Raw genomic sequence first — 20,667 nt, 5'->3', positions numbered from 1 at the left:
GGATATTCCCGAGGGGAGACAGGGAAATACTGTGACCGTGTCGAAAGCAGTGACCATAGTCTGTGATGGAGGTAAATCCGATGCCGGTATCCTTCGTTCATTTACACAATCACACAGAATATAGCCTACTAGACGGATGCTGTCGGATCAATGAGCTTATTTCCTCTGCTCAAAAGATGGGTATGTCCGCAGTAGCCATGACCGATCATGGTACTATGTACGGCGCGGTGCGCTTCTACGAAACCGCGATAGCCTCAGGCATAAAACCCATTCTCGGTGTGGAAATGTATCTCACCTCCGGTTCCATGAAGGATCGGATCAAGGATGAACCCCTTTATCATTTGGTCTTGCTTGCGGCTACCAACGAGGGTTACAGTAATCTAATCAAATTGGTGTCTTTGGCTCATCTTGATGGATTTTACTACAAACCCCGCCTGGATAAGGCGCTTTTGGCCAAGCATGCGTCGGGACTTATTGCCCTAAGTGCCTGTCTTGCTGGTGAGGTCCCTAGCCACATTCTCCAAGGTAACCTTGCCCAGGCGGAAGTGGCCCTGAAGGAATATATTGATATCTTCGGTAAAGACAACTTCTTCCTAGAGGTCCAAGACCACGGCTTGCCAGAGCAGGCCATAGTAAATCCTGAATTGGTCCGGATGGCAAAAAAGGTCGGCGTGGGAGTGGTTGCCACCAATGATGTCCATTACCTAAACCAGGAAGATGCCCGGGTGCATGACATTTTGCTCTGTGTACAGACCAACAAGACAGTAGACGCTCCGGACCGGTTGACCTTTCCCAATGACCGGTTCTATCTCCGCAGCCCGGAGGAGATGCATCAGCTGTTTGCCTGGTGCCCGGAAGCACTAGAGAATACACGGCGTATTGCCGAACGTTGTAATGTTACTTTGGATATGGGAAGCATTCGGTTACCTCGCTTTGAGCCACCGAAGGGGCAAAGTACCCCAGCATATTTACGGGAACTAGCCCTAACTGGTGCAAAGAAACGGTATCCAGTGGTGAATGAACCCATTAGCCAACGGTTAGAACATGAACTGGGCATCATCGAGCAGATGGGGTATTCCGCTTATTTTCTCATCGTAGCTGATTTCGTCAACTTTGCTAAATCCCAGGGGATCTTGGTGGGTCCAGGAAGGGGTTCGGCCGCAAGTAGCTTAGTGGCCTATTGCTTAGGTATTACCAACATTGATCCATTGGAGTACAACCTGGTCTTCGAGCGCTTCCTAAACCCCGAACGGGTGACCATGCCGGATATTGATATCGACTTTGCCGATGATCGACGGGAGGAAGTCATTGAGTATGTTAAAGAAAAGTACGGCGCTGACAAGGTAGCTCAGATTATTACCTTTGGAACCATGGCAGCGCGGGCTGCGATCCGGGATGCGGGCAGAGCAATGGGTGTGGCCTACGGCCGGGTGGATAGCTTGGCTAAGGCAATTGAGCCCGGCCTTAGTATTGCCGAAGCCATAGAAGCGTCGGATTTTCTTACCAAGCTCTATGCCGAAGACCAGGCTGCCAGGGATCTTTTAGATATCGCTCAAAGACTGGAAGGACTACCGCGCCATGCTTCCACCCATGCGGCTGGAGTAATCATTGGTGATGAGAAGCTAGCCAACATCGTGCCTCTGCAAAGGATGAACGATGGCTTTGTTGTGACCCAGTATCCAATGGAGGATCTGGAAAAACTAGGGTTACTGAAGATGGACTTTCTGGGGTTACGCAATCTCACAGTAATTGATCGTACGGTAAAGCTGATCAAGAAGCACCGCCAAGAGGACGTGGACATAGACGCAATTCCCCTCGATTGTCCCCGGGTTTATGAGTGTCTGTCTCAGGGAGATACCGCAGGCGTCTTCCAAATGGAAAGTAACCTGTATAAGGATCTGCTGCGGCAGATTCAACCCACCACCATCCATGATTTAGTCGCTATTTTAGCCCTAGGTCGTCCCGGTCCCATGGATCGCATTAAGGACTTCACCTTGCGGAAGAAAAAGCAGCAGAGTGTTACATATATGCATCCTGTATTGGAACCAATTCTAAAAGACACCTACGGGATTATGATTTACCAGGAACAAGTAATGCGCATTGCCGTGGAGCTTGCCGGATACACCCCGGGTCAGGCGGATCTACTGCGCAGGGGTATGGGCAAGAAGAAACCTGAATTAATCGCCCAGGAGCAGGAGTGCTTCATCCAAGGGGCCGTATCCCGGGGTGTTGAGCAGAGTGTGGCCGAGGCAGTTTTTCACGAAATGGAGAAATTCGCGGGCTATGGATTCAACCTATCCCACTCTGCTGCCTATGCTAGGATCTCTTACCAGACAGCCTACCTGAAGGTACACTACCCGACGGAGTTTATGGCGGCATGTCTTAGTAGTGTCATGGGTTCTACCGAACGGATAGTTGGTTATGTCAATAGCTGTGAGCGAATGGGTATTGCAGTACTTCCCCCGGATATTAACCAAAGCCATATTGATTTTACCCCGGTTGATGGTGGGATTCGCTTCGGTCTTGGTGCTGTTAAGAACGTAGGCGCTAAAGCCGCTTTGGGGATTGTCAGGAGCAGGAAGAAGCCTTTTACCTCACTGTTAGATTTCTGCAAGGGTGTCCCCAGTGAACTATGTAGTCGCAATGCTGTCGAAAGCCTAATTAAAGCGGGGGCCTTTGATGCCCTAGGTCCTTCCCGGTCCGCAATGCTGGCGGTACTACCAGATGTAATGGCCATGGCAGAGCGGGATAAGCGACAACGGGAAAGCCAGCAGATGTCTCTCTTCTCGGTGGATGTAACGGATTCCCTTTCCTATCCGGATACTCCTGAATTCAGTTACCGACAGAGACTGGCCATGGAAAAGGAAGTTCTTGGCCTATACGTCAGTGGACATCCCCTAAGGCCCCATCTTGCCAAGCTTAGTGATTTTACGAGTACTATTGGTGAGCTAAAGGACCAACCGGATGGGGCGAGAATCACGATCATCGGGATTGTCAATGGAATTAAGCGAATTACCACTCGGACTAACCAGCCGATGATGTTCGCAAGTATTGAAGATGGCTCCGGGGAAGTGGAGGCTGTGATCCTGCCTCAACTTATGCCCCAAGCTACTCCCCTAGTCACCGAATATGCACAAGTGGTGCTTACCGGCAAGCTGGAACAAAGAGAGGATCAGCCTCCCAAACTCCTGGTACAGCATTTAGCACCCTTAGGGGAGCATTTGTTTTTCATTGAGGTTGATCTCGGGAGACTGTCGGATTTAGCCGTGTCCCAGTGCTACCAAATATTGAAGGATCATCCCGGTAGCACCCCGGTGTTCTTGAAGTTGGTGAAGGATGGGACCAAGATCTCTAGTTTCCTCTCTGAAGAGATGTGGGTTGCTCCGACAAAGGAACTGACTACGGGCCTGGAAGGAATAGGTTGTTCCGTTGCCCTGACAACATCAAGGCTCTAGACAGTCGTTTGCAAGCTGAATTTCTTTATGGTATCATTCTCATGTAATGAGCATAGGTATCTAAACTGAAGAATAACTATGTCTTAGATTGACCTTCTTGGTGTAATGTCGAGGGTCAGAGGTGATACGATTTGGATAATCCGGCGGTTTATGATGAATATGTGGTGATCAAGGCTCTTGAGGATGGAGTAACGATTATTGGTCTTACCCGGGGCAAGGACACGAAGTTTCATCACAGTGAGAAGTTGGACAAAGGTGAGGTCATGATTGCCCAGTTTACCGAGCATACTTCAGCAATCAAGATCCGCGGTCGCGCCCGCATCTGGACTAGGCACGGCCAAATGGAGACGGATTAGTGAAGCCCAATGCTGGTGTTCATAGGAAACCTCCACTAGTTCACAAATTGCTGGTGAGCGAGGTGCAGTAATGTTGAAGGACCTATTTCGTAGCAAACCAAGGTATGTTACTGTGAAAAGTCAGACTGCAACCAAGACTAGCGAGGCAGAACGGAAGAATCAAGAGCAGTCACTTTGGATTAAATGCGAAGGTTGTGGAGAGCTTCTTTACCAAAAGGAAGTAGCTAAGAATCTATATGTTTGTCCAAAATGCAACTATCATTTTCGGATTAATGCGCGGATGCGCCTAGAACAATTGGTGGATCCTGATACCTTCATAGAAATAAATAGCAATTTGGTTTCGTCTGATCCCCTTAACTTTCCATCCTATAAAGACAAGCTGGCCAAATCCCTAGAACGGACTAAGCTGAAAGAAGCTGTGCTGACGGGGAGGGCCCAGATTGGCGGACATCCGGTTATGTTCGGAGTAATCGATTTTGAGTTTATGGGCGGTTCCATGGGGTCTGCCGTAGGGGAAAAGATTACCCGTATGTTCGAACAATCCCTAGAAACGCGGTTTCCGGTGGTGATGGTATCAGCTGGTGGCGGTGGTGCGAGAATGCAGGAGGGGATTCTGTCATTGATGCAGATGGCCAAGACCAGCCAAGCTGTTGGTCGCATCTTGGATGCGGGAATTCCCTACTTTTCAGTGCTTACCGACCCAACCATGGGTGGGGTCTACGCCTCCTTTGCATCATTAGCCGATGTGATCGTTGCTGAACCTAAGGCACTAATCGGATTTGCAGGCCCCCGAGTTGTAGAGGAGACTATCCGGCAGAAGTTGCCCCAAGGATTTCAGACAGCTGAGTTTGCTATGGAAAACGGGATGATTGATCTTATTGTTGAACGCAAGGATCTCAAGGAAATGTTGATCAAGTTGTTGGGGATGCATTAGTTCCTCAAGGAGGTTTGAAGTGATTGATAAATGGCATCTTCGAGTGGGAAAAGCCCCTTGTTGAACTGGAAGCGCGAATCGAGGAACTGCGAACATTCACCAAGGAAAGAGATATTGATTTTTCTCGGGAAATAGCGTCCTTAGAACATAAGGCCGATGCTTTAAGACGTGAGATCTTCGCTGACTTAAAGCCCTGGCAGCAGGTGCTCATTGCCCGGCATAACAAACGACCCACGACTCTAGATTATATTGAGTATATGCTCGATGATTTCGTGGAACTGCATGGTGATCGGGCCTACCGTGATGACCAGGCGATTATTGGTGGGATTGGCTATCTTGATGATCTGCCGATTACGATTATTGGTCCCCAAAAGGGGCGCAACACCAAAGAAAACATCGCGCGGAATTTCGGTCTGCCCCATCCCGAAGGATATAGGAAAGCTTTGCGCCTGATGAAACAAGCAGCCAAATTTAAAAGACCGATCCTTAGTTTGATTGATGTTGTGGGGGCTTATCCTGGGATCGAGGCTGAAAAACGGGGGCAAGGTGCAATTATTGCCGAGAGCATTCGCCAGATGTCGGTTTTGCCCACTCCGATCATTTGTGTGATCACCGGTGAAGGTGGTAGTGGTGGTGCTTTAGCTATTGGTGTCGGTGATCGGTTGCTGATGCAAGAGCATGCATGGTACTCGGTCTGTTCTCCCGAAATGTGTGCCACCATCCTGTGGAAGGATGCCTCAAGGGCTGCCGAAGCAGCGGAATCTTTGTCGCTAACGGCCCATGATCTAAAAAGACTTGGCATTATTGATCAGATTGTGCCAGAACCCTTAGGTGGTGCCCATAAGGATCCAGAGGCTGCCAGTAAGCTTCTAAAGGGAATTATTAAGGAGCATTTCAGCGAACTAGTTAGGCTGGAACCGGACATACTAATAGAGCAGCGCCTTGCGAAATTCAGGCAAATGGGCGAGTATCTCATAACACAGGAGCAGGAAAGCAAGGCGGCTGGAGATGAAGACTAATACCTTGGAAAGAGGGTAATCCGGTGCTGTTTCGATTGGCACTTCTGTTTACTGCTGTTCCCATTATTGAACTTGCCTTGCTTATTGAAATTGGACGCAGACTTGGAACTTGGTATGCCTTGGGTTTGGTGCTGATCACCGGGATTGTCGGGGGATTTGCTGCCAAGCACCAGGGCTTTCGTATTTTTGCAGAGATTAGGCGGGAGCTTGCTGCTGGCAGCCTACCCAAGGACCAGCTTTGGGATGGACTCTTCATTCTCATCGGTGGAATCCTCTTGATCACTCCTGGTTTGCTTACCGACATCACGGGGTTTGTTTTGCTAATACCCAAAACCCGGCAGATTGCCAAGGAATTGGTCCTTAGGAAAATCCACAAATGGCTCAAGATGGGAATAATACAGATCCTCTAAGCATGTTTTATTTACGGTGTTATTGGTACATAACGCCATGTGCTCTAATCATATTCATTACTGGCTTTAGGAAGACTATTGTCTCTAGCTCGCTGGTACAATACCAGAAGGAGCTTTCCCTAGGCGATAACAGCTTTTGGGAATGTATAGGGAGTACCACTCGTCGGAGGTCTTGCAGATAAGGCCGTTGCTTGGTATACGGCCTAAAGTGCTTTGGCGGATCTCCTCGACGTTTGGAGTTAAGCCCGGTCATCCAGAGAGTCTGCATAAAAGCTGGGTCGAAGAGTCCCTACCTACTCACCTCCGGCAGATAAACCATAACTGATACGTGGCAATCCATGTCGAAGGGTAAACATCGGAACATTCGTCTGTCTATGCCAATGGACAATAGTGCTTCATTCATCAAAAACCGTATAAGGAACACAAAACATCGCTCCCTTTTAGCTAAATGAATTAAGGGAAATAGATGGGATTCCTGGACAAAAAGTGTGCGATGTACCCAATCCATCAGTGTCAGAACTTTGTCGAATGAACCCTTGCCTGTTGCCTTGGTATCAATACGGTATTCTTGACGAAGCCGGGTAAGGCTGGCATCTTGTTTATGAGCATACCGGAAGACGTCTTTTCCGCTACATGTGCCATATTTAGATGCTAGGTGTCTAGCGAGTATTCTAGCATGTGCCACTCCGCACACTACAGCAATGTTGAGATTAACGAGTTATGAGCTCATTCTACCAAATGCTTGCAGAGAGCAAAAGACGTGGAGTTTCGTCTATCTTAAGGATCGCAAGATGAGTACCGCAAAGAATCGGAAGGGAATCCCTGGCTGAGCGTCGAATAGCTAGTCCAAGCAGGACGCTGACTGAAATCACCAGCTGAGTCGGGAGTACTTGCATCTCTCCAAGTGTTGTTATTCTTTACACATAGGTAAAAGTACAGTTTCGGGTAAAGCTTTGGGTCACGGCCAGAAGTAACCCCGCGTTTAATTGGGCGATGTTAATCATCTTACTGTAGGCATTTTCCTTTCTTGCCTAGTACTAGATAGGACTAGTTGTGATGATCAAAGATAACACTAGCTAGAGAGCGTAGCTTTCCATTGGTGAAAGGTATGGCCCATTCCCCAAAAATGGATGAAGATAGAGTACTAGAGGGGTGCCACTTCTCCAAAGGGTCCTGCTGTAGCAAAGTATCGGTGAGGTATAGGAGGAACGTAAGTAATGAAGCTAAACATCACGGGGTGCACAAAAGAAGTACATGAGGGAGTTGCTTTATTAGCAGAGGATCTCTCCATTGAATCGAAGAGTGAAGGTATTCCCGTAGTGGCTCGTAGAACTGAAGGTAATCTACGTGTATACGAGTCTGACGGCAGCTACACCATCGAGTATGCCAAGGAGACTCATTTCTTCCGCGGCTTAGGTCTTCTTGTGCAGGCCCTACGCAAGAAACACACTGTCAATATTGACGAAACTCCCCAGTTTGATATGAATGGAATCATGGTGGATGTATCCAGAAACTCAGTCATGACTACTGATACCATCAAGCAGATTCTACGCAAGATGGCGATCATGGGTCTTGATACGCTGATGCTTTACACGGAGGACACCTATGAGGTTGAGTCCCAACCCTATTTCGGGTATATGCGTGGCAGATACAGCGCTTGTGAGATCCGCGACTGTGATGCCTATGCCCAGAAACTAGGCATTGAAATGGTTCCCTGTATCCAGACTTTGGCCCATTTGAGTACCGCCCTTAGGTGGGATAAGCGGGCACCACTGCGAGATACCGATGATATTCTGTTGGTGGGTGATGAAAAGACCTATGCGTTCATTGAAGAACTAATCGCCACCGTTGCCAGCATGTACTCCAGTAAGCGGATCCATATTGGTATGGATGAGGCGATGATGTTGGGTCTTGGCCGCTACCTCGATCAAAACGGATACAGGCAGCGTTACGATATCATGCTTGAGCATCTTAATAGAGTAATAGAGATTACATCGAAATATGGTCTTAAGCCAATGATGTGGAGTGATATGTTCTTCCGGCTAGGCTCCAAGACCAGGGGTTATTACGATCTAGAGAGTTCCATTTCCGATGACGTGGCCAAGAGTATCCCCAAGGAAGTTGGGTTAGTGTACTGGGACTACTACCACGATGATCCAGACTTCTATACCGAGTGGATCCGCCGGCATAAGAAACTAGGGACTGAGACAATCTTCGCAGGGGGCATTTGGGCCTGGAATGGTTGTTGCCTCAACTACGGGAAGACCTTTAGAACGACCAATGCGGCACTAGCAGCCTGCAAAAAGGAGGAAGTCAGGCAAGTATTTGCTACCATCTGGCATGATAATGGTGCGGAAGTAAACATCCTTCAAACCCTGCTAGGTATGCAATTATTTGCTGAACACGGTTATCATGATAAACTCAACATAGAAAGCCTCAAAGAACGCTTCCATTTCTGTACTGGTGCCCCTTTTGAAGCCTTCTGGGACCTACGTTCTTTAGATGAAGTACCCGGTGTAGGTGAAGACAATCTGGCAACGAACAATCCAAGCAAGTACTTACTATGGCAGGATCCTCTACTTGGCCTATTTGACAAGCATGCTGAAGGGCATTCCCTTGGACAGTACTACGGGGAACTAGAGCAGCGGTTTAATCACTGGAAGAATTCGTTGCCCCAGTGGAGCCTAGTGTTTGAAGTGCCTGAAAAGATGGCCGCAGTGCTGAAGATTAAAGCGGAGATAGGTCTGCGTATGACTGAAGCTTACCAGCAGAGGGACCATCAGGGGCTCAAGGGTATCATGGAAGAAGACCTCCCATCATTACAGGCATTAGTTGAACAGCTACGAACAACCCACAGAAAACAGTGGTTTGCCACCTACAAGCCCTTTGGATGGGAGATTCTAGATATTCGCTATGGTGGTGTACTGAGTAGGATTGACTCGGCCAAATGGCGCTTACAGCAGTATCTGGCAGGGGATGTACCGGAGCTACCCGAATTAGAAGAAGAACGGCTATCGTTTAACGGCCGGGAGCCCGCAACGATCATTCGCTGCAATCAATACACGAAGATCGCAAGTGCTAACCCCTTCTAAAAAGAGTTGCCCGTTGGCCTTGCACCGACACGGCATTTGTGGTAATATAATTCTGTGATGTGCCGAAGTGGCGGAATGGGCAGACGCGCGCGACTCAAAATCGCGTGAGGCGACCCCTCGTGAGGGTTCGACTCCCTCCTTCGGCACCATTTGTTTATGGTTTTGCAGTATAGAAAAGGTAGTATTCGAAGCAGTTTCTTCTCATGTATGCAGTGTCTTGTTATGTAGTTTGTGCATGTATGTTGGACAGTTATGTCGAATGTGTATTTGACTAGTCTCATCTTTGCAGTCCACTCGGAAAACTGGAGATCTTGGCGGCTGGGGTTTTTACCCCTTCCGCAAGTTAGCATTTGTGATGTTTTGTTCCCCGCCTTATTTCTACACCGCTTTACTTGTTTGCGGCCATAAGTAAACAATGGCCTGTGACGATGTAATCGGGTCTGAGGTTCTGACATAAGCATTTTCGGTTCAGCCCAAATTTTTTCGATTTTAATAGGCTACAAAGATCAGTAATTTCAAGCTAAGACTGAAATGTAAAACTCCGGCTAATCTCTCAAACCGCTCTGACTCTAGGTTCCTATGGTTGCAGATATCTCTTTGTCTGTTACTAGATGCGTGATCTTAAGGTCTTTTCAAACCCTTCCAGGTCATCACAAGTGACATCAGCTACATCAGAACCTCTGAAGGTTTTGAATACCTCTGTAAAGTCAAGGACGTGGCGACAGGTATCGTTTTAGCTCATACCATGGCGGATAACATGAAAGCTGAGTTAGTGACAGAGACGATAAAGAAGGCTAAAAAGCACTGGGGTTTGCCAAAAGACTGTATACACCATAGTGACCTTGGAGTGCAGTATACCGCCAAAGCGACTCAGGAACTGTTGAAGGACTTAGAGTTCCAACACAGCTTTTCCCGAGCTGGTAAGCTAGGTGACAATGCCTGGAGTGAAAGTTTCTTCTCCATCCTTAAAAAAGAAGAAGCTGTTCATTTGGCGGCAATTCCAAATACGTAAGAAGCCTGCCAAGCAATCTTCGCATATATTGAAGGGTTTTATAATACACGCCGCGTACAAAAGAGGTTAGGTTATCTTAGTCCTATGGAATGGCTGAACCACTCCACGGAGGAACTTATAATGAGTGTCGCTTAGCAAGTGTCCGGGAAAGTGTTAACAACCCGGAAGAAGAGGATGAAGAATCACTCTACGACGTTTCCACCCGAATGAGTCGTGCAGACAGAGATAGCTCAGACGAACCCCTTGGTGTGAGACGGTGGCGCCGCGAATTAAAAAGGGCCGTAGCAGATTACGTTATTGTCTTTTTAAGGGGCATATTATGGGAGTTTCCTTGTAATGGAGTTCTCTGTCTTAGCCGGCTATACGTTAAGACTTTTGCCTGAAGAACTTGGTACACCGGAACAAATATTCGCTCGCTATGGGCTTGATTCACCAACCTAGCACATGGTTTTTTATGGCTTTTCTCCTCTTTTCGCTGGGCTTCTGTCAAAACCCCAGTAATCGGATGTTCATGCAAGGGATATGCGGCTTCAATATCGAATCATCAAGATAGTGGATGCCGGTCATTTCAAACATGCTGTTAGTTGGGATGTAGACAGACGGTGCTCATGGATACATATGATAAATAAGTAAAGAAAGTATCAACCGGGAGTGGGTGATTATATATGACCTCCAACCAAAGACTTGTTCTCCAGATGCTTCTAGAGATTACTGGTTTGTCAGGTCGTGATGCCCTGAGTTGCTTTGCAAGTCTTTTTGATTATGACCTAATGTTAAATCCCGTGAATCCCGATAGTGATTGGGTTCTTATAGACCACCCGTCATTTGATTCGGATGATCAAGCACTAATGGCATTACGTTATGACAATGAGTTAGATAGTTTAACAACAGTGCCGCAAATACGTAAGCGTTTTGAAGAGGTGGAAAGACAGAAAACTCTGTTTGGCCCATTTACGGTATACCTCTATGCATTTAGTGGCTTAGGGAGAATTGTCATTTACAGAGCATTTGGGGGGAACCGCGACGAGCGGCTAGACATATCCAGAGATTCCATCGAACGCGTGTCTTTGTATGCAGATGCCCTGATGAGTCTGCACAAAGATATGCTGGAGTTTAAGGAAGATATCTTCGGCAACATTGCTATCAAGGACCTAGACAATCTCTTCAAACGTGAGTTATCCACGCAATTCAACTCAATGGTACAACTCTACAGAAGACGTATTGCCGAAACCATGATAATGGACGAAAAATGTGTAGATGCTTTGCTTGGACTTCTTCCACGGCATATTCGGATGGAGATCGCGGATTTGCCGCTACACGAAAAGGTACTAAAGCCCTACTTTAAGGAGGCCGTCGGCAGCGTGGTTGACACAATTGTGTTACGTGTCTTGCTACGACGTTTTTTTGAGGCTTATCATGGTCTAGAACCGTTTTCCAGACAGGACGACCTTTCCGATCTTGGGTTCGGCCATGGCGAAGGAAGGATGGAGGAGGTCCTACAATATCTAGCCGAGGTTAAGTACCGAACTTCTGTGGACGAAAGATCAATAAACAGGGCTTTGGTTGCGCAAGGTAAGGAACAGACTAGTTTATTTGATCTGGTTACAAGTCCCGTTACCATTAAGAGGACCGATGAGATAAGAGAGATCTATACGCGAATGCGGACGCAATTTGAATTGGCGTATGGTGGTGATCTGTTTGACAGTGACGTTGCATTAATTGCCAACACAGTTGAGGATCGAATAAACGAGTACCAGCCAGAGCTTTTGTTAGGTTTTTGGGCAGACACCTCTTCACGACGTTATAATTTCCGATATGAAGACCTTCCACCGGAACAAATACAAGAACACTATGAAAACAGCATGAGCCATTCCTTCCAGATCATCGTTAGAGACGGGGGTAATGTGGTAGTAGAGTATGCTGGTGATCTTCAAGAACAAAAGCATCGTGGGGCCTATTATACAGATAACCAGTTAGTTAGTTACATGGTGGAGCAGTCTTTGGGTAAGGAGTTTGACATACGGCGAGAACGATTGGAAGCAATCATCAATGATGAAACAGCAGGCAAGGAAGGAATAATTGAGGCGGTCCATTATCTTAAAGATATCACGGTAGTTGATTTTACTTGTGGGGGCGGTTCTTTTCTACGTGGGGCTTTTCGCTACCTCTCGTCTAAACGAAATGATGTGGTACGTACTCTTGAAGCCATCTCCGATATCAAGACAAGGGAGTTAATATTCGAGTTATTCCCGGAGTTTAGACCGACTCAAGAAGCACAGGGTCTTTGGGAGAAGTACATTCTCTTAGAGATGATATACGGTATAGATATTGACTACAAAGCCTTGATCATAAGCACCCAGACTTTGACTCTGTCTGCAATGAAGAACTGGCAAGCCGGCGAGAACTTTCCCAAACTCATTGGTCTAACCTTAATTCATCAAAACTCACTGATTACTCCTGTTGCTCCTAATAAACGTGATGAAGTCTTTAGGAAACACAAGGAGCAGATTAGGGGGCTGATCGAGCTACGCCGCTCAATCATTGATTCCGATTCTCCGAAGAAGAGTAGACCTATATACCGGAAGCTCTATGAGGAACGTAAAGCGCTACAAGTTCAAGTGGGACAATCATTACAAGACACCCTTGGCGGATACCAAGATGCCATGTTACCCGAGGCACTTGAGATAAACTGCCCGGAAGTGTTTTTTGAAGCAGATGGCTCTTTGAAAGCAAATCCGGGCTTTACCGTTTGTCTAGGGAACCCACCATGGGAAATATGGAAGCCAAATTCCGATGAGTTTTTCGAAGAAGTCGCCCCAGGATTCCGTAGGTTACCGAAACAGAAAAAGCTAAAGAAAATGAAATCGATGTTTGAGGCAATGCCCTATATCGAAGAACGCTGGAAGTGGCTAAATGGCTACTATGAGGTGGGAAGCTCGTATTTTCTGCAAGAGGGGCATTATAAATACCAACGGACTAGAATAAACGGCAAATATACCGGAGGAGATATTAATTTGTATAAAATATCTCTGGAGCGGGCGTACCAGCTCATCGGCGATGGCGGTCACTGTGGACTTTTGGTCCCATCCAACGTATACACGGATCTAGGTTCTACGGGGCTACGCCAAATGCTCTTTGGGTGCACTAACCTTTCAGAGATTGCTAGCTTTGAGAATCGGAAAGGGATCTTTCCGGCCGTGGATGGCCGTTACAAGTTTGCCATCCTTCTATTTGAGAAAGGCGGTACTACCAATAGTTTCCGGGCATTCTTTTATCGTCAGGAACTTCAGGATCTTTATGAATCTCGACTTTTTATGACCATACCCGTTGATACCATAAAGAAACTTGCTCCTAATACATGGTCCGTTATGGAATTCCGTTCGCAAAAAGAGGTGGACATCCTATCTAAGCTTGCTAAATGGCCACCATTAGGTGAATCCATACCGGGTAAATGGAATATTGAGTTTATTAGCGATTTCCACATGACCAATGATAGTCATTTTTTTTTACCGCCTGGTGTAGGGAAAACGTTGTTCGAGGGGAAAATGATGGAGCAGTTCACCCACCTCCATGGAGAGCCAAGTTACTCTGTCGGAGTGCCAGCTAAAAAGCGATTGCGTGCCAAGGAAATGAGTCGTATGGAGGCGATGGCCAGGGAATATACCGGTTTGCCTACAGATAGAGCGGTGAGAGAAGTCTTTGGTAATCGGTCGAATTTGGAAAAAAACGTGCAGTTACACTCCGAGTATTTTCGTATTGCCTATCGTGCCATTGCAAGCAGTACCAATAGACGTACGTTTATTGCTACGATTCTCCCCAAAGATACTTACTGTGGCAATAGCCTTATTGTTACTATACCTTTTCAATGGGTTTTGAATAAAGGGACGCCGGAAAGGCAATCAAACTATTCACTACGCGAGGCACTGGTCATCGTTTCGTTGTTTAACTCGTTTGTAGTAGACTTCGTTTTACGTCGTAAAACGAATACAAACATCAATATGTTTGTGGTATACCAATTACCTATACCCCGGTTGACTGAAGGTGATGAGTTCTTTAATGATATTGCCAAACGAGCAGCGTTACTTATTTGCACTACACCGGAATTTGCGGAATTGGCTAATGCTACAGGTATTTCACAAGGTGTAACAGATCCTAAGATCCGACAACTGATCCAAAATCAGATTGATGCATATGTGGCGTTGATTTACGGTATAAAACGAGACGAATTTCTGTACATTCTGTCAACGTTCAAATCGCCCCGACATCAAGGTGAAATGGAAAAGAACGCTCAGGGCGTAATCGAGCAGTATGATCGTTTGCTTGAAAAGGGAGAGTTAGAATGTCCGGTGTGAAAAAGGATGTATTGTCCCATGAATATGGACGAGTAATTGACAACCGACGGATCACCATGAAGGATGCCCTAAATGACCTTTTGCCAAAATCAGAGAACCTAGATATGGCTGTAGCTTATTTCTACCTTAGTGGGCTGCAGTTGGTGGAAAGGCCCGTTCATGATTTGCTTGAACAGGGAGGAACTGTACGTATCCTAATGGGGAATCGGACCAACTACGCTACTGCTGAGATGCTTAGCAACGGTTTCTCTCTTAGAACAGCCAAGGACTGTTTGTTCGACGAGATTAAGGGAATAGTGAGCTATGATGATCGACGAACTGAGTTAGCGTATCAGTTCAGTAAATGGATTGCTGAAGGGAAAGTGGATGTGAGAATCTATGTGGGAGAAGCGAATTACTTCCATGCAAAATCCTACCTCATGTATAGAACAAGGGAACGAGCTGATGATGGATTTGCGATTGTCGGTTCAAGCAACTTCTCAGAAAGCGGGTTGCTTGGCAATACCGAACTAAATACGGTAAGCCAGGACAACTTCGGTGCACTGACCCGGTGGTTTAATGAGGTCTGGGAAAGTGAGGAAGTGATCGACTTCTCCCGTGAGCTTCTCGAAGTCATCGATCATCACGTGCCAAAACCACGGCCAAAACGCTATGCCTACCCCCATCCGAAGGAAACATACCTTACTTTTGCCCGGTACTTTGCCCAGCGCATTATTGAACCTATCGATGGATCGTTCATGAAGACTCTATATCATCATCAAGTGGTTGGAGTATCCGAAATGAAACTTCGTTTAGACCAATTTGGAACGGGTATTCTTTGTGATGGAGTTGGTCTCGGTAAGACCAGGACGGCGGCTGCTACTCTTATGGCTTCGGAGTCAAACTCAGCCTTAATTCTTGCCTCAACGAAGCTTCACGACCAATGGAGAGAAGAGCTAGATATTGTAGGTGTTCCCCGATCTAGGTACCAGCTGATGAGCAAAGAAGAGATGCAAAGAAAGACTTTATCTGAGCTACATGATTATCTTCATTTCGACCTTATTGTTGTTGATGAGGCCCATCAGGGATTGAAAAATGACCGTACGAAATTATATAGAAACCTAACGTACATCAAGGCTCAGTCACATAAGAATGTTCGTGGCCTTCTTTTGACAGCTACGCCTTGGAACAACGCCAGAAGCGATGTTTTCAATATTGGCCGACTATTTCTTGACAAGAAAAGTGTTCCACCCCAGAAACCTTATAGCAAGTATCTAAGGTTTAACTCGCGAAAAGCAAGCAAAGCCATCGAAATGGATGATCGCGCTTTCGAGGCCTTTTGGAGAGATCTGTTCCTCCAAAGGACCCGAAAGACATTGGGAAGGAAGGATGTAGAGTTTGCCAGGCGTAGTTTTCCGGTGGTTGAGGTTATGTACGAGCCCATTAAAGAGAAGGCTTTTGCTGCAAACTATATACGTATTGGCGATCTGCGACTTCCATACATTAACCCTATTCGCTATGCGGATCATCAGGAAGATGACTATGATTTCTCGACCGACCGGCTAAAATTATTGTTTCTAAAACGGGCAGATTCCTCGTGGCCGGCATTCAAGCATACGCTTTTATCCATTATGGAGAAATTGAGAATATTTCAGGAGGATCTCGTTCGTATTCAAGGTGGTAACAGCAAAAAGGAAGACTTCGCTCTTTGGTTACGTCAGCAATATGGCTTAACCGAAGAAATAGCGCCACCGAAAGATATAGGAATCGGAATGGAGGAGTCTAAGGAGATCCTCGAACACGAATTTATCTCTTGGCAAAATCAGCAGCGCTATCGTAAAAGAGTGGAAAAGCAGATTGCCAGTCTCGAAGAGTCTGATACAATACGAATTTTGGACTGGATGCTAAAACATGCCAGACAAGACCTGGTACTTCTTAATGAGATCCTCCGTGATTTGGACGAAGCATTTGCGCGTAAGGATGAAAAGTACGAAGCCCTTCGAAAGGCAGTAAAGGAGTGTTTGGGAGCAGGGGAAAAGGTTTTGCTGATTACTCAATTTCGTGATACCGCAGTAGCCTTTTTTGATCGTTTGATTGAAGATGAGGAGTTCTCAGCTTACCGGATGGGATTGGTAACGGGGCAAAGGCAGGACTGGAAAATCGGTAAGGAAAACCAAGACACGAGGGAGCACATTCTCGAAAGATTTTCGCCTATATCAAAGGGGAATCCTGAGTTTTTAGGTTCTTCTGAAGAGTTGGATCTAGTAATCGGAACAGAGGCCCTAGCAATCGGTCAGAATCTCCAAGATGCAAGAGTCTTGATGAATATCGATCTTCCTTTCAATCCAATGAATCTTGAACAGCGGATCGGACGTATCGATCGACCGCGCAGTGATGGACAAGTGCCGGAGGTGGACATTTACACATTTCCATCGATGCCTGTTATAGAGTCAGAGCTGAAAATGATGGAACGGTTGAAGAGAAAGCTAGAAGGCATTTACCAGGATACATTCTTTGATGATCTTGTGCTCCCACACTATCAAGAGTTTTTACGGGGGGTACTTAGGAACCGGAAGGCAAAGAGTGCAGATATTGAGAAGATGATTGAGAACACAGTGGTTGATTCTATTGTCAGAGTGGGCGCGGATGAACATAGTATCGATTATCGAGAAGCGCAAAAACGTATGCGAAAAGCGATCGAAGAGGCCTCCCTCATCAAAAGCCCAGTGCAACCTTATGTCATTGATAACGTTAGTCTCTCCAAGAGCGGGGGAATAACAGTCGTTGTACAGATTATACTACGAGACGTCAATGGACGAGACATTGATCAATATCTCAAACCGGTCTTAATTGGTGACAAGATTGTAACCGAACTATCAGTGGTAGAAGCAGCATGGGACGAAGCGACATGGGACCCTGTTAGAGACGACAAGATATGCCCACTTCATATAGTCAAGAGAGAGCAAGAAGCAGTTATGCATCGTCTATCCGAAGAGCTTCTATCGGAAGAGGTCTTAGTGTATAACCAGGGCACGGCGTCCGCAGCACAGCTTGAGGGGATGCTGATTGATTCCAAGGTTCAAAAGGTAATATGCGACATACAGAATGCTATTCAGGGGATAAATAGGGATCTGATAGCCAGACGGATCCAAGAAGCGGGCTATGGTCCGAGCTCGGTTCGTCAGCTTCTGTGTAACCTTCAGGCTGTTGATATCCGATATGATTTTGAAGAAGCTAGAGCCGTTGATGAATTGTACAGGAATTTGGAACGTTTATGGGATAATTATGGTGATTACTATGAGCAGTTCGCTTCGAGTGCCGAGGCATCGGGAGGCGAGGAAATCCGCCAATCGGCGCGCAAAGCCTCTAAAGAAACGAGTTCTATCCATTGGGAGATAGGAAACCTTTGTTGCTGAGTAATACTGGTGTCCTACGAGGGTTTGCAGCTTTAATCCAATCGATGTTCCAACGGACCATACTCCGCATTCTGATTATCTTTCGCGATTTGCTAATACCGCGAATGTTAAGCTGATAGCTCGGCTGCTCGTTACCGTATAAGATATTCTCCACTAATGTGTATTCTTTTTGGTGCAGGAGGGTTTATAACAGGACCATAGAACGAGGCCCAACCGTGACGAGTGAAATTGACGGCAATCATTCAGTGGGGCAGAGTAAAGCTGGCGTTAACGAGGTACTCAATGAGAAGGGGGAATAATGTATGGAGAGGCTCATAATCCTCTTGCGGGAAGAAGCTTCCGAATATGCATTGGAGATTCTCGAGTGTATGGAATTGCTGGAACAAGCGGTGGGGCAATGCGCCAGTCCTATCGCACAGTCGATTTACAGAGCCTTTAACCAAAGAGACTACGAAAGGGCTGAAAGCCTGAAGGATTTGCATGAGACTATAGATCGGGTTCAGCGAAAGTTGAAATACTATAGCGGGTTACTTGAATCAGGTAGTGCTCCCGAAGAGCTTGCGACCATGAGCAATGGTAACGAGTCTGCGGGAATCCTGCCTAGCTATAATGAATTACAGCTAGATCCCAATATTCCACATACACTAAATGAATCGTATACACATAGACGTCCCGCCGGGTTTGAGTTGTTCGGGACTAAGTACGATGCGACGGAATGGAAAGGTGTCCTAACCAAGACGTGCGAATTGTTAGCATCTAAAGATGCATCCCTATTTCGTAGTTTCCTCTGGGACAAATCCATGCAGGGGAGGAAGTTACGTTATTTTTCGCAGGACCCCAGAGAGATTCGAGCACCAAGGAGGGTCGAAGGGACCGACATATACGTTACGACCCATCTGAGCGCTAATGATATCGGGAAACTTATAGTGCGAATGCTGACAAAATATGATATAGACGTGACGGAGTACAAGGTGTTTTTGCGTGCTGATTATTCCCCCCGTCATGCATGAATCTTGTTCCGGGGTGGTACTCGATCGAGTGTAACGAGCCCCGATGTGATTAAGTCCCTGAAAATGGTGGTGAGCGGTGGGAGAACTGATTCGCTGGTAATAAGCATTCTGGTCTGGTTGGTGTATAGGGTAAAAACGGTTTTCCAGTGTCTGAGGAAACTGGGTCCGTGCGTTTAAGAGAAAAGGTAAATGGTGAATACGCTTAGAACCCTTCCTGTAGGATAGCTCCGATTGAGAGCTTTCAGCGAAGTACTACAGTGGTGAGTATGGATGATTATGCTGGTACCCTGGAAAAGGGGATTCACTCATTGTGCATGGGAAAGCAACGGGGAATAATGATAAATGTCGATACCGAGAGAATTCACTAGAGTAACTGGTCAAGATGCTGCAAAACGTTGGCCTGAAATGCAAAAGCATTGGCACCGATGTCTAGGATTTTAGCTAGAAGGCTTATTCCGGGTCTCCAGCTGAGCAGATGATATGTGGGGGGCAATTAGTTGCTAAAGCTGGCGTTAGTGATGTATGCAATACGAAGGGGGGTATAATGAGTGGAGGAACTCATAGTTTTCTTGCGGGAGGAATCTCCTAAAGATGCAATGGAAATCCTCGAGTGTATCGAACTGCTAGATCAGGTGGTCGAGGACTGCGCTAACACTATTGCGCACGTCGCTCTTCAAGCTCTTAACCACAGGGACTACCGGAGAGTTGAATGCCTGAAGAAGCTTCACGAGACAATCGATCAGGTTCAACGGAGATTAGACGATTATTCCGAGTTACTTCAATTAAGTGATACATTAGAAGAGATTGTAGCAGCAAGAGAAGATAATGAACTTGCAGGAATCTTACCCGGCTACGATGGATTGCAGTTAGATCCTAATACTGCTCATACATTATATGAGTCGTATACGTATACGCGCCCAGCAGGGTTCGAGTTACTCGGCGTTAGGTATGAGGCGACGGATTGGAGGGCTGTTCTGCTCCAAACGTGCGAAGTGTTAGCATCTAAGGATGCGTCACTATTTCGCAGTTTCCTCTGGGACAAATCGATGAAGGGGCGGAAGGTGCGGTATTTTGTCCAGAACCCTAAAGAGGTTCGAGAACCAAGGAAGGTTAACGGGACCGACATATACGTTACGACAAATCTAAGCGCCAACGATATCCGAAAGCTTATAGTGCGGATGCTGAAAAAATATGATTTTGATGTGATGGAGTATAAGGTGTTTTTGCGTACAGACTATGCTCGTCGCCATTCATAAATATGGGTTCTAGTTTTCTTCTGGGCGTTATGGTTGACGAACTTGAAGTAACCAGTTCCAATGGGGGTAAGTCTCTTCATGCTCAATCAAATCCCTGTATGTTAGCATAGTTGTCGTGTAGGTGTTACACTATTATGGGAGAGGTTGAGACTACATGATGACACTAAGAAAAAGCTATTCAAGAGATTTTAAGGATAGCATCTTGAGGCAATTGAAGCCACCAGTAAATAAAACAGTAAATGAAATACACGCAGAGACGGGCATCCCCGGAAGCACTATTTACACTTGGATTTCTAAGGCTCGGAAAGAAGGACAGTTGATTCCCAATAGCAGTCCTTCTAATGAAGACAAGTGGCGTAAAGAAGATAAGGCCCGT

Annotated in this window: 12 protein-coding genes and 1 tRNA gene; all 13 read left to right on the top strand. The window is 46.4% G+C overall.

The genetic code is table 11. The features are described 5' to 3' along the window. Positions 1–80 precede the first annotated feature (80 nt). Positions 81–3,455, top strand: coding sequence for a DNA polymerase III subunit alpha (locus M0Q40_05525; protein ID MCK9222071.1), 3,375 nt, complete (start codon positions 81–83; stop codon positions 3,453–3,455). A 131-nt stretch (positions 3,456–3,586) separates the two neighbouring features. Next, on the top strand, positions 3,587–3,811 hold the full coding sequence (mtrB, locus tag M0Q40_05520) for a trp RNA-binding attenuation protein MtrB (GenBank protein MCK9222070.1): 225 nt from the start codon (positions 3,587–3,589) through the stop codon (positions 3,809–3,811). 70 nt (positions 3,812–3,881) lie between these two features. Continuing rightward, positions 3,882–4,745, top strand: coding sequence for an acetyl-CoA carboxylase, carboxyltransferase subunit beta (gene accD, locus M0Q40_05515; protein MCK9222069.1), 864 nt, complete (start codon positions 3,882–3,884; stop codon positions 4,743–4,745). A gap of 26 nt (positions 4,746–4,771) precedes the next feature. Further along, positions 4,772–5,764: an acetyl-CoA carboxylase carboxyltransferase subunit alpha gene (locus tag M0Q40_05510; GenBank protein ID MCK9222068.1), complete on the top strand. Its 993-nt coding sequence runs from the start codon at positions 4,772–4,774 to the stop codon at positions 5,762–5,764. 23 nt (positions 5,765–5,787) lie between these two features. Continuing rightward, positions 5,788–6,174 carry an FxsA family protein gene (locus M0Q40_05505; protein MCK9222067.1) on the top strand — a complete coding sequence of 129 codons (387 nt, stop codon included), beginning with the start codon at positions 5,788–5,790 and terminating at the stop codon, positions 6,172–6,174. A gap of 1,217 nt (positions 6,175–7,391) precedes the next feature. Continuing rightward, positions 7,392–9,266, top strand: a complete 1,875-nt coding sequence (locus tag M0Q40_05500) for a beta-N-acetylhexosaminidase (protein ID MCK9222066.1) — start codon at positions 7,392–7,394, stop codon at positions 9,264–9,266. A 61-nt stretch (positions 9,267–9,327) separates the two neighbouring features. Beyond that, positions 9,328–9,415 (top strand) — tRNA-Leu (locus M0Q40_05495). 521 nt (positions 9,416–9,936) lie between these two features. Beyond that, positions 9,937–10,278 carry a DDE-type integrase/transposase/recombinase gene (locus M0Q40_05490; protein ID MCK9222065.1) on the top strand — a complete coding sequence of 114 codons (342 nt, stop codon included), beginning with the start codon at positions 9,937–9,939 and terminating at the stop codon, positions 10,276–10,278. 665 nt (positions 10,279–10,943) lie between these two features. Beyond that, positions 10,944–14,630, top strand: coding sequence for a hypothetical protein (locus tag M0Q40_05485; GenBank protein MCK9222064.1), 3,687 nt, complete (start codon positions 10,944–10,946; stop codon positions 14,628–14,630). Then, positions 14,618–18,025 (top strand): phospholipase D-like domain-containing protein, encoded by a 3,408-nt coding sequence (locus tag M0Q40_05480; GenBank protein ID MCK9222063.1) that lies wholly within the window; start codon positions 14,618–14,620, stop codon positions 18,023–18,025. The genes M0Q40_05485 and M0Q40_05480 overlap by 13 nt, the downstream gene beginning before the upstream one ends. Before the next feature lie 302 nt (positions 18,026–18,327). Continuing rightward, positions 18,328–19,035 carry a hypothetical protein gene (locus M0Q40_05475; protein MCK9222062.1) on the top strand — a complete coding sequence of 236 codons (708 nt, stop codon included), beginning with the start codon at positions 18,328–18,330 and terminating at the stop codon, positions 19,033–19,035. A 548-nt stretch (positions 19,036–19,583) separates the two neighbouring features. Continuing rightward, positions 19,584–20,291 carry a hypothetical protein gene (locus tag M0Q40_05470; protein ID MCK9222061.1) on the top strand — a complete coding sequence of 236 codons (708 nt, stop codon included), beginning with the start codon at positions 19,584–19,586 and terminating at the stop codon, positions 20,289–20,291. Positions 20,292–20,445: 154 nt separating this feature from the next. Then, positions 20,446–20,667: hypothetical protein (locus M0Q40_05465; protein MCK9222060.1), on the top strand; the 222-nt coding region annotated here is incomplete at its 3' end.

This window comes from Limnochordia bacterium (genome assembly GCA_023230925.1).
In the GTDB taxonomy this organism is placed as follows: domain Bacteria; phylum Bacillota; class Limnochordia; order DUMW01; family DUMW01; genus JALNWK01.
Note: the sequence above shows the minus strand (reverse complement) of the source record. Positions and strands in the feature narration are given on the sequence as shown.